The sequence below is a fragment of the Pseudomonas sp. B21-040 genome, from assembly GCF_024748695.1.
Lineage (GTDB): Bacteria > Pseudomonadota > Gammaproteobacteria > Pseudomonadales > Pseudomonadaceae > Aquipseudomonas.
On record NZ_CP087176.1, the window covers coordinates 680,800 to 694,372 of the forward strand.

The window sequence follows — 13,573 nt, forward strand, 5'->3', positions numbered from 1 at the left end:
GCGGCCCTTGCCCGGCCAAATGAATGGCCTTATTCCTGGCTTTCGCCACGTTCACGGGCAATGGCTCGGTAGCCAATGTCCTTGCGGTAGAAGCAGCCTTCCCAATCGATTTTAGCCGCCAGTTTGTAAGCCTGCTGTTGAGCCGCATCGACGCTGGCGCCCATGGCGGTTGCGCAGAGCACCCGGCCACCGGCTGTCACGACTTGACCGTCCTTGAGTGCAGTGCCCGCGTGGAAGACTTTACCTTCCAGGGCGGCGGCTGCATCCAGACCGTTGATGGCCACGCCTTTGGCGTAATCACCCGGATAACCGCCAGCGGCGAGCACGATACCGACGCTCGGACGTGGATCCCACTGCGCTTCGACCTTGTCCAGCGCTTGTGCCAGAGCGGCCTCAACCAGCAAGACCAGGCTCGACTGCAAGCGCAGCATTACCGGCTGGGTCTCAGGATCGCCGAAACGGCAGTTGAACTCGATGACTTTTGGATTACCAGCCTTGTCGATCATCAGGCCTGCATACAGGAAGCCTGTGTAGACGTTGCCTTCATCGGCCATGCCGCGAACGGTCGGCCAGATCACCAGGTCCATGACGCGCTGATGCACCTCGCTGGTCACGACCGGGGCAGGGGAGTAAGCGCCCATGCCGCCGGTGTTCGGACCGGTGTCGCCGTCGCCGACGCGCTTGTGGTCCTGGCTGGTGGCCATTGGCAGTACGTTCTTGCCGTCGACCATGACGATGAAGCTGGCTTCTTCGCCATCCAGGAATTCTTCGATCACGACGCGCGAGCCCGCTTCGCCAAACGCGTTGCCTGCGAGCATGTCGCGCACGGCGTCTTCGGCTTCGGCCAGGGTCATGGCAACGATGACGCCTTTACCGGCGGCCAGGCCGTCGGCCTTGATCACGATCGGTGCGCCTTTTTCACGCAGATAAGCCAGGGCTGGCTCGATCTCGGTGAAGTTCTGGTAGTCGGCGGTCGGGATCTTGTGGCGCGCCAGGAAGTCTTTGGTGAAGGCTTTCGAACCTTCCAGCTGAGCGGCGCCAGCGGTCGGGCCGAAGCAGTCAAGGCCACGGCTGCGGAACAGATCGACCACGCCTGCCACCAGCGGCACTTCCGGGCCGACGATGGTCAGGGAAACGTTTTTCTCGGCAAAGTCGGCCAGTTGCTCAAGGGCCAGAACATCGATAGCGACGTTTTCGCACTTGGCTTCGATGGCGGTGCCGGCGTTGCCGGGCGCGACGAATACTTTCTGCACGCGCGGATCCTGAGCCACTTTCCAGGCCAGGGCGTGTTCACGGCCACCGCTGCCAATGATCAAAACATTCATTTCAAAAACCTCGGATGACGCTAATTCTGTGAAGGGTTGGCACTAGAGAGCGGCACAACCCCTGTAGCAGCTGCCGAAGGCTGCGTTAAGGTCGGAACGACCTTCCGGCGATAAATCGATTACGACCGTTTCGCGGCCGGACGCAGCCTGACGGCAGCTGCTACACCGACCGCGTTTCGCTTAGTGACGGAAGTGGCGCATGCCAGTAAAGACCATCGCGATGCCAGCCTCGTCGGCTGCTGCAATCACTTCGTTGTCACGCATCGAGCCGCCTGGCTGGATCACCGCAGTGATACCCACCTTGGCCGCGTTGTCCAGACCGTCGCGGAACGGGAAGAAAGCGTCCGATGCCATGACCGAACCGGCTACTTGCAGACCGGCATGTTCAGCCTTGATCGCAGCGATACGGGCGGAGTTCACACGGCTCATCTGGCCAGCGCCGACACCGATGGTCTGGCGGTTCTTGGCGTAGACGATGGCGTTGGACTTGACGTACTTGGCGACTTTCCAGGCGAAGATCAAGTCGTGGATTTCCTGTTCGGTCGGTGCGCGTTTGGTCACGACTTTCAGGTCGTCGGCACCGATCATGCCAATGTCGCGGCTCTGTACCAACAGGCCACCGTTGACGCGCTTGTAGTCCCAGGCAGCGGCGCGATCAGCCGACCATTCGCCGCAGGCCAGCAGGCGCACGTTGGCCTTGGCGGCGACAATGGCGCGAGCTTCTTCGCTGACGCTCGGGGCGATGATCACTTCGACGAACTGACGCTCGACGATGGCTTTGGCGGTCTCGGCATCCAGTTCACGGTTGAAGGCGATGATGCCGCCGAAGGCCGATTCGGTGTCGGTGGCGTAAGCCAGTTCGTAGGCCTGACGGATACCGCCTTCAGCGTCCGGGCTTACGGCAACGCCGCACGGGTTGGCGTGCTTGACGATCACGCAGGCTGGCTTGACGAAGCTCTTCACGCATTCCAGCGCGGCGTCGGTGTCGGCCACGTTGTTGTACGACAATTCTTTGCCTTGCAGTTGGGTCGCGGTGGCGATGCCCACTTCGGCAGGCTTGGCTTCCACGTAGAACGCCGCGCTCTGGTGCGGGTTCTCGCCGTAGCGCATTTCCTGAGCCTTGATGAACTGGCTGTTGAAGGTGCGCGGGAATTCGCTACGACCTTCTGTGCTGAGGGTGTCAGCCGCCTGGTTCACAGTGCCCATGTAGTTGGCGATCATGCCGTCGTAGGCGGCGGTGTGTTCGAACGCCTTGAGCATCAGGTCGAAACGCTGAGCGTAGGTCAGGCCGCCTGCTTTCAGGCTTTCCAGGACATTGGCGTAATCGCTGGCATTCACCACGATGGCCACGTCTTTGTGGTTTTTTGCTGCCGAGCGGACCATGGTCGGACCGCCGATGTCGATGTTCTCGATCGCCGTCGGCAGGTCGCAGCCTGGCTTGTTGATGGTGGCTTCGAACGGGTACAGGTTGACCGCGACCAGATCGATCGGCTTGATGCCGTGCTCGTTCATGATCGCGTCGTCGATACCGCGACGACCGAGGATCCCGCCGTGGATTTTCGGGTGCAGGGTTTTCACCCGACCGTCCATCATTTCTGCGAAACCGGTGTAGTCCGCGACTTCCACTGCGGCAACGCCGTTGTCACGCAGCAGCTTGAACGTCCCGCCGGTAGAAAGGATCTCAACGCCCAGGGCTTCAAGCTCTTTGGCGAATTCGAGGATCCCGGTCTTGTCGGAAACGCTGATCAAGGCGCGGCGGATCGGCAGGCGGGTAGTCTGGTCGGTCATTTCAATTTCCATCAAAAGCAAAGGAGTCAGCAAAAAAGGCGACCGGTTTTACGCGGGCGCCTTTCTGGTTTGATTGAATGCTTACAGCAAATCGTACTGCTTGAGTTTCTTGCGCAGCGTGCCTCGGTTGAGCCCGAGCAGCTCGCTGGCCTTGGTCTGGTTGCCCTTGACGTAGTTCATCACGCACTCGAGCAGGGGAGCCTCGACTTCGGAGAGCACCAGGTTGTACACATCCGTGACGGCAGCGCCCTCAAGGTGGGCGAAATAATTGTGCAGCGCCTTCTCGACACTCCCGCGAAGGGTCTGACCTTCTTCGCTGGGCGTATTGAGGTGCTGTTTCAAATTCACGTTGTCGCTCACGGGTGTTGTTCCACTCACTAAAGTCTCGGTCATCATCGTCATGCGGCCACCCCTTCTCCGTCCCCTGTCAGGCTCTTGTAACGTTCGGCGAAGAACTCCCGAACGTTGGCGCATTGTGTTTCCGTACCATCCAAACGATTGAAGTGGGCGCGAAACTCCCTGGCGCCCGGCAAGGTTGCGAGATACCAGCCCACATGCTTTCGAGCGATACGGACACCCATGACATCGCCATAGAAGACGTGCAGGGCAGCCAGATGCTCTAGCAGAATGCGTTCCACCTCGATCAATTCAAGCGCCGGGAGTTTCTCGCCGGTACGCAGGAAATGCTCGATCTCGCGAAAAATCCACGGCCGCCCCTGGGCAGCCCGACCAATCAACAAGCCATCGGCACCGGTCGCGTCGAGCACGTACCGGGCCTTCTCGGGCGAGTCGATATCGCCGTTGGCGAAGACCGGCATCGACACCGCCTGCTTGATCGCGGCAATGGTGTCGTACTCGGCTTCACCGGTGTACAAATCGGCACGGGTGCGGCCATGGACCGCCAGCGCCGTAATGCCTGCCTGTTCGGCAATCTTCGCCACCGTCAGGCCGTTCTTGTTGTCCCGGTCCCAGCCAGTGCGGATCTTCAGGGTCACCGGCACATCCACCGCAGCCACGACGGCCTGCAGGATCTCGGTAACCAATGCTTCATCCTTCAACAGCGCGGAACCGGCAGCCTTGTTGCAGACCTTCTTCGCCGGACAGCCCATGTTGATATCAATAATCTGCGCACCCAGCTCGACGTTGGCCCGGGCTGCGTCTGCCAGCATCTGCGCATCACCACCGGCGATCTGTACCGAGCGTGGCTCGGGATCACCTTCGTGGATCATGCGCATCCGCGACTTGCGGGTGTTCCACAAACTCATGTCGCTGGTGACCATTTCCGAGACTACTAGCCCCGCACCCAATCGCTTGCACAGCTGACGAAAGGGTTGGTCGGTGACTCCCGCCATCGGGGCGAGAATCAAGCCGTTTTGCAATGTGTATGGACCGATGCGTACCGCCGACATAGGACTTCCCTGTTGTGGGGCCGGATCATTAGAGTTCGAAAAAGGGTTGGCATGATACCCGCTCTCGATGACTGGATAAAGGCTGAATTGAACAAAATCTGAACAGTTATTTTGTTATTACCCGCAGTTTGGTGTGAGCGGTCCCAGTCAGAAATTTGCCGTCAAGCCTGTAGCGGTGATGCGATTCACTCGGGGGAGTGGAAACTCAGGCTGTAGTTCACCGCTTTGGCGCCTGGGTCGAGAATGTCCAGCGCGATGTGGATCGGTGTTTGCGGCGGCATTTCGGCCATGCCTTCGAGATCGCCGTTGAGGTATTCGCCGGGTTTGAAGCGACGGCTGGCGATCAAGTGGCCATTGAGGTCGGCAAAGCGCAACTCTAGCAGCGGGAAAGGCTGGGAGAACGGGGCGCGGTTGTAGATGATCGCGTCGACCACCAGTGCGCCGTTGAAGTCCGGGTGGCTGCGGACCACCAGGTTGCTGCTTTTGATTTTGGCGATGTCGACTTTGGAGGGCACCGTGCAGCCGATTTGCGGGCACAGTTGCTGGAACCAGGGGCGGTATTGGTCCTGACGCGCCAGTTCGTCGAAGTGGTAGGCAATGTATTGGCCCGCCAGCGCGGCGGCGCCGAGCAGGACCAGCAGCAACCAGAACAGCCGTCGGCCCCAGGGCGATCGACGTTTTTGCCAATCCAGTTGCAGCGGGTCGTCGGTCAGGTCCTGCAGGACTTCGGCGCGCACACCCGGTTCGCTGCGCTCACGACGTTTGCGCAACGGTTCGACTGAGGGCAGGTCGTCGTCGAGCGTCTCGGTCGCCGACAGGCGGTCGCGGTTAAGAGGGGAGTCGAGTGGGTCGTGCAGGCGCAGATGGGGCACCTGGTTCTCATCGTCCAGATCCACCGGTTCCAGCGAAAACGAAGGCTCGGTTCGCGAGTGTTTGCCCGGTTCGGCGTCTGTTTGTGGCTGTTCGGTTTCTACGGGTGGTGCTCGGTCGGCCGCCGACTCACTGAAGAGGCTGTCGGACCAGGGTTCTTCATCGTGCTCGATAGAATCGCGTCGAGCGCTGAGGCCGTCTTCGCGGTGCCGGCCAAATTCGGTGGTCGGCTGGATTTCCCGTTGTTCGAGCCGGGCGAGCTCTTCGTCGAGGTCCAGGCTGTCCAGGTCCAGGCTGTCCAGATCCAGTTCCGAGGCGGTCCATTGCTTTTGGCTGATGGCACGCTGTACCGGCGGCTCGACGATGGCTGGGGCTACCGGTTTGACGGCTTCTTTGTCGGCCCGTTGGTCCAGCAATTGTTTGGCGGCGTTGAACACCTGCAAGCAGGAGCCACAACGAACCACCCCTCGGGCCACGCTCAACTGAGCATGGCTGACGCGGAAGCTGGTTTGGCAATGCGGGCACTGGGTGACGAAGCTGTCGGTCATGCGGCGATCCGGTCTATGCAGGCGTTCATTCTAGCGCCGACGGCCGGTGATGCGCACCCAGCCATCGCGATTGGCAATCGGGTCCAGATCGAAGTCTTGAGCGTAGGCGGCGGCAACGTCCTCGCCTTGTTCGGCGAGAATGCCCGACAGCGCCAGGCGACCACCGGACTTGACCAGGCTGGACAACTGCGGCGCCAGGGAAACCAGCGGGCCGGCAAGGATGTTGGCGACCAGGACGTCAGCCTTCACCTGCGGCAGATCTTGCGGCAGGTACAGCGGGAACAGCGCGTCGTCGATGTTGTTGCGACCGGCGTTGTCGCGCGAGGCTTCCAGGGCCTGCACGTCGATGTCGGTACCAACGGCTTCCTTGGCGCCCAGCAGCAGGGCGGCAATCGCCAGAATCCCCGAGCCGCAGCCAAAGTCCAGCACGTTGCAGTCTTTGAGGTCCTGGCCATCGAGCCATTCCAGGCACAACGCGGTGGTCGGATGGGTGCCGGTGCCGAACGCCAGGCCCGGGTCCAGCAGCAGATTGACGGCGTCAGGCTCCGGCGCGGCATGCCAGCTTGGAACGATCCACAGGCGCTGGCCGAAACGCATTGGCTGGAAACCGTCCATCCAGCTGCGTTCCCAGTCCTGGTCTTCGATCACTTCGCTGTGATGCTCGGGCAGCGGGCTACCGGTCAGCAGCTCAAGGTGGGCCAGTACCGGGCCGGCTTCGGTGCCGCCTTCGAACAGGGCCAGCAGGTGCGTGTGCGACCACAACGGGGTGGTGTTGAGTTCTGGCTCGAAGATCGGCTGATCTTCGGCGTCCATGAAGGTCACCGAGACGGCGCCCACTTCAAGGAAAGCGTCTTCGTAGGTTTCGGCTTGTTCTGGGCTGATGGCGAGACGGACTTGCAGCCAAGGCATGGCGGGCACCTTTGAAAAATATTGATTGCAGCCTAGCGGGCTGCGAGAAGCGCGCAAGTTTACGCGAGCGCGGGGCTTTTGTGGGAGTGAGGTAGCTCCGAACGCAGCAGCGATGTTGCAACGCGCACCTGTAGCAGCTGACGGAGCCTGCGTTCGGCTGCGAAGCAGTCGTAAAACCTGAGTGCGCGGTCTTCCAGAAACACCGCATCGCTTGATTTCACGACTGCTTCGCCGTCGAACGCAGGCTTCGCCAGCTGCTACAGGGCTGTTGCAATGCCCAGAATCAACAAAGCCGCCCGAAGGCGGCTTTGTTGATCGGGTCGAAGCTTAGTGCTTCTCGCCAGCCAGCTTGTGCTCGAGGTAGTGAATGTTCACGCCCCCTTTGCAGAAGCCTTCATCACGGACCAGGTCGCGGTGCAGCGGGATGTTGGTCTTGATCCCGTCGACAACGATTTCGTCCAGCGCATTGCGCATCCGCGCCATGGCTTCGTCACGGGTTGCGCCGTAGGTGATCAGCTTGCCGATCAACGAATCGTAGTTCGGCGGAACGGCATAACCACTGTACAGGTGCGAATCGACGCGAACGCCGTTGCCGCCTGGTGCGTGGAAGTGCTTGACCGTGCCCGGGCTAGGCATGAACGTTTTCGGGTCTTCGGCGTTGATTCGGCATTCCAGGGCGTGACCGCGGATCACCACGTCGTCCTGGGTGTACGACAACTTGTTGCCAGCGGCGATGCTGAGCATCTCCTTGACGATGTCGATGCCGGTGACCATTTCCGAAACCGGGTGTTCTACCTGGACACGAGTGTTCATCTCGATGAAGTAGAAGTGGCCGTTCTCGTAAAGGAACTCGAAGGTGCCGGCGCCACGGTAGCCGATGTCGATGCAGGCCTTGACGCAGCGAGCGAGGACTTCCTGGCGTGCTTTCTCGTCGATGCCCGGTGCCGGCGCTTCTTCGAGAACCTTCTGGTGACGACGTTGCAGCGAGCAATCGCGGTCGCCCAGATGGATGGCGTGGCCCTGGCCGTCGGAAAGTACCTGGACTTCCACGTGACGTGGGTTGGTCAGGAATTTTTCCAGATAGACCATCGGGTTGCCGAACGCCGCGCCAGCTTCGGTGCGGGTCAGTTTTGCGAAAGAAATCAGGTCTTCTTCTTTATGCACAACGCGCATGCCGCGACCACCACCGCCGCCAGCGGCCTTGATGATCACCGGGTAACCGACTTCGCGACCAATGCGCAGAGCAGTTTCTTCGTCTTCAGGCAGTGGGCCATCGGAACCCGGAACGGTTGGAACGCCCGCAGCGATCATGGCGTGCTTGGCCGATACCTTGTCGCCCATCAGGCGAATGGTGTCGGCTTTCGGGCCAATGAAGGCGAAGCCGGAGTTCTCGACCTGTTCAGCAAAATCAGCGTTTTCCGCAAGGAAACCGTAGCCCGGGTGAATGGCGGTAGCGCCAGTCACTTCGGCCGCGGCGATGATTGCCGGAATGTGCAGGTAAGAGTGCGCGGCAGAGGCCGGACCGATGCAGACGGATTCGTCTGCCAGGCCCAGGTGCATCAATTCTTTGTCAGCCTTGGAGTAAACGGCGACAGTCTTGATGCCCATCTCTTTGCAGGCCCGCAGGATCCGCAGGGCAATCTCACCGCGGTTGGCGATCAGAACTTTTTCCAACTTCGCAGTCATCAAAGTTTCTCCGCGGTTCAAACGATGGTGAACAGCGGTTGGTCGTACTCAACCGGCTGGCCGTCTTCGACGAGGATGGATTCGATCACACCGCTGGTTTCAGCTTCGATGTGGTTCATCATCTTCATGGCTTCGACGATGCACAGGGTGTCGCCTTTCTTCACGGTCTGGCCGACTTCAACGAACGAAGGCGAGGATGGCGAAGATTTGCGATAGAAGGTGCCGACCATCGGCGAACGGGCAACGGTGCCGTTCAGGACGGGGGCGGCCGGTGCTGCCGGAGCAGCGGCTGCGGCAACCGGAGCAGCAGCGGCAGGCGCGGCAGGCGCGGCAGCCGGAGCGTGCATTGGAGCAGGTGCGTAGTACTGCTGAGCCGGCGTCTTGCTGTGACGGCTGATACGTACGGACTCTTCGCCTTCCTTGATCTCGAGCTCGTCGATGCCGGACTCTTCCAGCAGTTCGATCAGTTTCTTAACTTTACGGATATCCATGAATCATCAACTCCCAAGGGTCGGTCAGGGGCGTTTAACGCTTGTAGTTCAAGTCGTTGCCTGTGTTTCAAGCTGTTCTAGTGCAGCCTCCAGGGCCAGTCGATAACCGCTGGCGCCAAGGCCGCAGATCACTCCCACCGCTACGTCGGAGAAGTAAGAGTGATGGCGGAAAGGTTCGCGTTTGTGCACGTTAGACAAATGCACTTCGATGAATGGGATGCTCACCGCCAGCAGCGCGTCACGTAATGCGACACTTGTATGCGTAAAAGCTGCTGGATTGATCAGAATGAAGTCCACACCTTCGCCGCGGGCAGCGTGGATGCGGTCGATCAATTCGTACTCGGCGTTGCTTTGCAGGTGCAGCAAATGATGGCCGGCTTCACGGGCGCGGCGTTCCAGGTCCTGGTTGATCTGCGCCAGTGTCGTCGCGCCGTAGGTGCCCGGTTCACGGGTGCCGAGCAAGTTCAGGTTGGGGCCGTGCAGCACCAGTAGAGTCGCCATTTGCTGTTCCTTGGTTATCTGTGTGCAGTTGTCAGAACCCGGCGACTATGCCGCAAAGCCTTTGTGACTGTCCAGTTCTATGCAATAGCCAGCACGATAGCCGATGTTTGCGCGAAATATGTGACCAAGTAATTAAATCTGGTCATTTGCTTTCGCGGCACGTTCGGCGAAGTCTTTGGCGTTGATCTCTCCGATCACTCGAATGGAGGTGCGTTCAACGCCGTCCTTGCCAAAAAACATCAGGGCCGGAGGGCCGAACAGTGTGTAGCGGTCGAGCAGGGCGCGTTGTTCGGCATTGCTGGCGGTGATGTCGAAGCGGATCAGTCGATAACCTTTCAGGCGTTCAACGACGTTGGGGTCGTTGAGGACTTCGCGTTCGATGACTTTGCAGCTGATGCACCAGTCGGCATACCAGTCGAGCAGCAGGGGAGTGCCGGAGGATTTGGCGTCGGCGAGCGTGCGATCCAGTTCTGCGGGCGTACTGATTGTTTGCCAGCCATCGGTGAGCTGCGGTTGGCTGCTACTGGCCGCGACGGGCGTTCGAGCGAGGGGGTTCAACAGGTCGCCCTGGCCGCTGAAGGCGCCGTACCAGCAGGCCATGGCGTAAAACAGCAGAAACAGGCCGAGCAGTTGTGCCAGGCGTTTTCGAGGGGGTTTGTAGACGAACTCCAGCGCGCCAAGAAACAAGCCGACCCCGGCCCACAGCAAGCCCACCAGGACCAGCGTCATCGGCCCGGGGATCACGCGGCTCAGCAGGCCAATGGCAGTACCCAGCAGCAGGACACCGATGATGTTTTTGACCATGACCATCCACGGGCCGCTTTTCGGCAGCAGGGCGGCACCACCGGTCGCCACCAGTATCAGCGGCAGGCCCATGCCCAGGCCGAGCACGAACAGTTTCAGTGCGCCCCCCAGTGCATCGCCGCTGGCGCTGATGTACAGCAAGGCGCCGGCCAATGGCGCGGACACGCAAGGCGAAACGATCAGGCTCGATACCGTCCCGAGAACTGCCGCGCCCCACAGCGAACCGCCTTGAGTGCGGCCGGCAATGCGATGCAGGTGATTGTTGATGAACTGCGGCAATTTCAGTTCGAAGATGCCGAACATCGCCAGCGCAAATATGGCAAAAAACGTTGCGAACGGCACCAGCACCCAGGCCGATTGCAGCCGTGCCTGGAGATTGAGCTGCGCACCGAACATGCCCATCAAGGCGCCGAGCAGGGCAAAGCAGACGGCCATTGGCAGCACATAGGCCAGCGACAGATTGAAACCCCGCAGCCCGCCGACCTGATCGCGCAACACCACGCCGGAAAGGATCGGCAACATCGGCAGCACGCACGGTGTGAAGGTCAAGCCCAGGCCAGCGAGGAAGAACAGGGCGAGTTCGCGCCAGCTCCAGTTTTGCACCGTTGCCTGCGTGCCAATGCCATCAATGCTCAAGCGCTCGGTTTCTGGCGGATAGCACAGGCCTTTATCGGCGCACCCCTGATAAGTCACGGCCAGGGTGAAAGCGCGCGGATCGGTGCGCAGCAGCTCGACCTCGATAATCCCGTGATAGACCTCGACATCGCCGAAGAACTCGTCGTGCTTCTGCTCGCCCTTGGGCAGTTGTGCAGCGCCCAGGCTTATCTCGGCTGGATCAGCATGAAACTGGAAACGATGGCGATAGAGGTAATACCCCTCGGTGGCGACGAATCGCAGCTTGATCGATTGCGCTGTGCTGTCTACCAGGCTCAGCTGAAAGGCTTCGCGCACCGGCAGGAAGTCGGCGCTGTTGTTGATCGAGCCCAGGGTGGAACTGGGCCTTGTGTCCAGCAACCCGGCGGCGGTGGCCGGCAGGGCGAGCACTAAAAGCAGCAGGCAGAGCAAGCGGCGCATGACAATCTCGCGTATCGGAATTGGGGGCATGATAGCGGACGGCGAGCCAGCGTGCAGGGCGGGGAGTTCTGTTGATCGTTCCCACGCTCCGCGTGGGAATGCAGCCCGGGACGCTCCGCGTCCCAAAAGCGGACGCAGAGCGTCCGTTGAGGCATTCCCACGCAGAGCGTGGGAACGATCAGCAGGAAGGAGAAGTCTTCAGACGCGAAAGGCCTGAACGGCGGTACGCAATTGCCCACCCAGCACCAGCAAGTTCTCCCCTTGCTCGCGCCCTTCACCAATGCGCAGCAAATTATCCCCGCCCAATTGGTGAATTCGCTCGCTGTGGTTGCGAATCTCGCTGACGGCGCCGCTCTGCTGAGCGGTGACATCGGCGATGCGCACGGCGGTGTCGGCAATGGTCTGGATGGCCCCGACGATTTTATCCAGTGCGCCGTCGGCCGCTTGCGCCTGATTGGCCGTGGCTTCGGCGTGTTCGACCTGGGCGCGCATGCCTTCCACCGATTGGCGCGCGGCGGTTTGCAGGCCGGCAATCAGCGTTTGAATTTCGGCTGTGGCCCCGGCGGTGCGTTGCGCCAGCGAGCGAACCTCTTCAGCCACTACCGCAAACCCGCGACCCAATTCTCCGGCGCGGGCCGCTTCGATGGCGGCGTTCAGGGCCAGCAGGTTGGTCTGGTCGGCAATCGAGCGGATCACCGTCAACACACCGCCGATGGTCGCCGACTCTTCCGCCAGGTGCTCGATCATTTGCGCGTTGCCCTGTACTTCACCCACCAGTGCGTGCAGGCCCGTCAGGCTAAGCCCGATGACTTTCTGCCCATGCTCGACCGCCAGGCCGGCATTGCGACTGGCGTCGGCCGCTTGGCTGGCATCGTCGGCGACTTGTTGAATGGTCGCCTCCAGTTCGCCGAGGGAATCGCGGATCAGCGCTGTGTCGCCGGCCTGATGCTCGGCGCCGCTGTGCAGGTCGCTACTCAAATCGGCCAGGGTTCGGCTGCTGCCAGCGACCAGCTCGGCGTTGAGGCGAATGGTCCCGACCAGGTCCACCAGGTAGGCGCGCAAGCGATTGAGCGACGCTTGAATGTCATGCAGTTCGCGATTGGTATTGCCCAGTTCGATGTCGCGGCTGAAGTCGCCTTCTGCCCAGGTGGACAGCGCCGGCGCCAGGTTCGTCAGGGTTCGGGCCAGGCGTCGTTGCAGGGTGTCGATGAGCAAGGCGATCAACAGGATGAGTCCGATCATCACTCCCTGCATCAACCTCACTTCGCTCTGGATCTGCCCGTGCTGGGCGCGGACCACCGGTTCGAGCCCGGCAATGGCTTGCTGCACGGCGGCGATTTTCAAGTGAGTGGCGGCACTGAGGTCAGTACGTTTCTGAATCTGGTCGCGCGTGCGCGCCAGCTCGGCCGGGTAGCGCGTCAGCAGGCTGTTGAGTTCACGCTTGAGGCCGACACCGGCATCTTCGGCGGCGGTTTTTTCGTTGTTCTCCAGGCCCATCATCGACGCGAAATCATCGGTGTTCGATTCGCTTTTGGCGGCGACGCCGAGCAGCGGCAGGGTGCCCAGCAGCTCCGCTTGCGCACGGATGTTGGCCACTTCGCGCTCGACGTCCGCAGCCAGTTCGCTGCGGCCACTGCTGACCAGTTTGTCCCGGGCCAGAGACAGTTTGCCCAAGTGTTGAGCGGCGGCGAGCAGCGGCGTCAGGTAGGCCGGGTCAGCGCTGGCGTATTGGCTGAGCTGGTCGAGGCTGGCGCCCAGTTCGCGCTCGGCTTGCAGCAACAATGCTTGCGGGTCACCCGCGAGTTTGCCGGCGGCCAACAGGTCGGTTTTGCTGAATTCATCCAGGCCCGACAAGCTCGGGCGCAAGGTGTCGGCCAGCGCCGGGGGCAGTTCACCGAGCTCCTTTTGCAAGGCATCAATGGCCTGGCTGGCGCTACTAAGGCGCAGGGCATCGCCACTGCCAAGGTAGTCCTCGATGTTGCGCGCAACTTCATTCTGAAATTGTTGGGACAGGCCGAGGTAACGCTCCATCAAAAGATAGGGACGCTCCAGGGCCTTTTGCGACCACCACAGTGTGGCGCCAAGGGCCACGCACACGGCGACTAAAAGGAGGGTGTTGAGATTGGTCAGCAACTTCAGGCGCATAGCAGGTCTACCAGCGGCAGAAT

At 60.9% G+C, this 13,573-nt stretch carries 11 protein-coding genes; all 11 read right to left on the bottom strand.

Annotated features, from left to right (window positions below; translation table 11 throughout):
- Positions 1-29: 29 nt before the first annotated feature.
- Positions 30-1,325, bottom strand: a complete 1,296-nt coding sequence (gene purD, locus LOY55_RS03015) for a phosphoribosylamine--glycine ligase (protein ID WP_109785494.1) — start codon at positions 1,323-1,325, stop codon at positions 30-32.
- Between the two features lie 180 nt (positions 1,326-1,505).
- Positions 1,506-3,113 carry a bifunctional phosphoribosylaminoimidazolecarboxamide formyltransferase/IMP cyclohydrolase gene (gene purH, locus LOY55_RS03020; RefSeq protein WP_046032997.1) on the bottom strand — a complete coding sequence of 536 codons (1,608 nt, stop codon included), beginning with the start codon at positions 3,111-3,113 and terminating at the stop codon, positions 1,506-1,508.
- A gap of 81 nt (positions 3,114-3,194) precedes the next feature.
- Positions 3,195-3,515: a DNA-binding transcriptional regulator Fis gene (gene fis / locus LOY55_RS03025; RefSeq protein WP_007907419.1), complete on the bottom strand. Its 321-nt coding sequence runs from the start codon at positions 3,513-3,515 to the stop codon at positions 3,195-3,197.
- Positions 3,512-4,522, bottom strand: a complete 1,011-nt coding sequence (gene dusB / locus LOY55_RS03030; protein WP_046032996.1) for a tRNA dihydrouridine synthase DusB — start codon at positions 4,520-4,522, stop codon at positions 3,512-3,514. Before dusB ends, fis begins: the two co-directional genes overlap by 4 nt.
- A 185-nt stretch (positions 4,523-4,707) precedes the next feature.
- On the bottom strand, positions 4,708-5,940 hold the full coding sequence (locus LOY55_RS03035) for a DUF3426 domain-containing protein (RefSeq protein WP_046032995.1): 1,233 nt from the start codon (positions 5,938-5,940) through the stop codon (positions 4,708-4,710).
- Positions 5,941-5,970: 30 nt separating this feature from the next.
- Complete coding sequence (gene prmA, locus LOY55_RS03040; protein ID WP_046032994.1) at positions 5,971-6,849, bottom strand: 50S ribosomal protein L11 methyltransferase; 879 nt, start codon at positions 6,847-6,849, stop codon at positions 5,971-5,973.
- 327 nt (positions 6,850-7,176) lie between these two features.
- Positions 7,177-8,535, bottom strand: a complete 1,359-nt coding sequence (accC, locus tag LOY55_RS03045; protein ID WP_027921899.1) for an acetyl-CoA carboxylase biotin carboxylase subunit — start codon at positions 8,533-8,535, stop codon at positions 7,177-7,179.
- Positions 8,536-8,552: 17 nt separating this feature from the next.
- Complete coding sequence (gene accB, locus LOY55_RS03050) at positions 8,553-9,026, bottom strand: acetyl-CoA carboxylase biotin carboxyl carrier protein (protein WP_258667633.1); 474 nt, start codon at positions 9,024-9,026, stop codon at positions 8,553-8,555.
- Positions 9,027-9,074: 48 nt separating this feature from the next.
- Positions 9,075-9,527: a type II 3-dehydroquinate dehydratase gene (aroQ, locus tag LOY55_RS03055; RefSeq protein WP_046032992.1), complete on the bottom strand. Its 453-nt coding sequence runs from the start codon at positions 9,525-9,527 to the stop codon at positions 9,075-9,077.
- Positions 9,528-9,659: 132 nt separating this feature from the next.
- Positions 9,660-11,405 (bottom strand): protein-disulfide reductase DsbD, encoded by a 1,746-nt coding sequence (locus LOY55_RS03060; protein ID WP_223523451.1) that lies wholly within the window; start codon positions 11,403-11,405, stop codon positions 9,660-9,662.
- 198 nt (positions 11,406-11,603) lie between these two features.
- A complete protein-coding gene (locus LOY55_RS03065) occupies positions 11,604-13,550 on the bottom strand; it encodes a methyl-accepting chemotaxis protein (RefSeq protein ID WP_223523449.1) in 1,947 nt (648 codons plus the stop codon).
- Positions 13,551-13,573: the final 23 nt, after the last annotated feature.

Excerpts from the sequence above, each read along its gene's own strand:
- fis (WP_007907419.1), bottom strand. The coding sequence starts at position 3,515 with ATGACGATGATGACCGAGACTTTAGTGAGTGGAACAACACCCGTGAGC.
- purD (WP_109785494.1), bottom strand. The coding sequence starts at position 1,325 with ATGAATGTTTTGATCATTGGCAGCGGTGGCCGTGAACACGCCCTGGCC.
- dusB (WP_046032996.1), bottom strand. The coding sequence starts at position 4,522 with ATGTCGGCGGTACGCATCGGTCCATACACATTGCAAAACGGCTTGATT.
- LOY55_RS03065 (WP_223523449.1), bottom strand. The coding sequence starts at position 13,550 with ATGCGCCTGAAGTTGCTGACCAATCTCAACACCCTCCTTTTAGTCGCC.
- aroQ (WP_046032992.1), bottom strand. The coding sequence starts at position 9,527 with ATGGCGACTCTACTGGTGCTGCACGGCCCCAACCTGAACTTGCTCGGC.
- prmA (WP_046032994.1), bottom strand. The coding sequence starts at position 6,849 with ATGCCTTGGCTGCAAGTCCGTCTCGCCATCAGCCCAGAACAAGCCGAA.
- LOY55_RS03060 (WP_223523451.1), bottom strand. The coding sequence starts at position 11,405 with ATGCGCCGCTTGCTCTGCCTGCTGCTTTTAGTGCTCGCCCTGCCGGCC.
- LOY55_RS03035 (WP_046032995.1), bottom strand. The coding sequence starts at position 5,940 with ATGACCGACAGCTTCGTCACCCAGTGCCCGCATTGCCAAACCAGCTTC.
- accC (WP_027921899.1), bottom strand. The coding sequence starts at position 8,535 with ATGACTGCGAAGTTGGAAAAAGTTCTGATCGCCAACCGCGGTGAGATT.
- accB (WP_258667633.1), bottom strand. The coding sequence starts at position 9,026 with ATGGATATCCGTAAAGTTAAGAAACTGATCGAACTGCTGGAAGAGTCC.
- purH (WP_046032997.1), bottom strand. The coding sequence starts at position 3,113 with ATGACCGACCAGACTACCCGCCTGCCGATCCGCCGCGCCTTGATCAGC.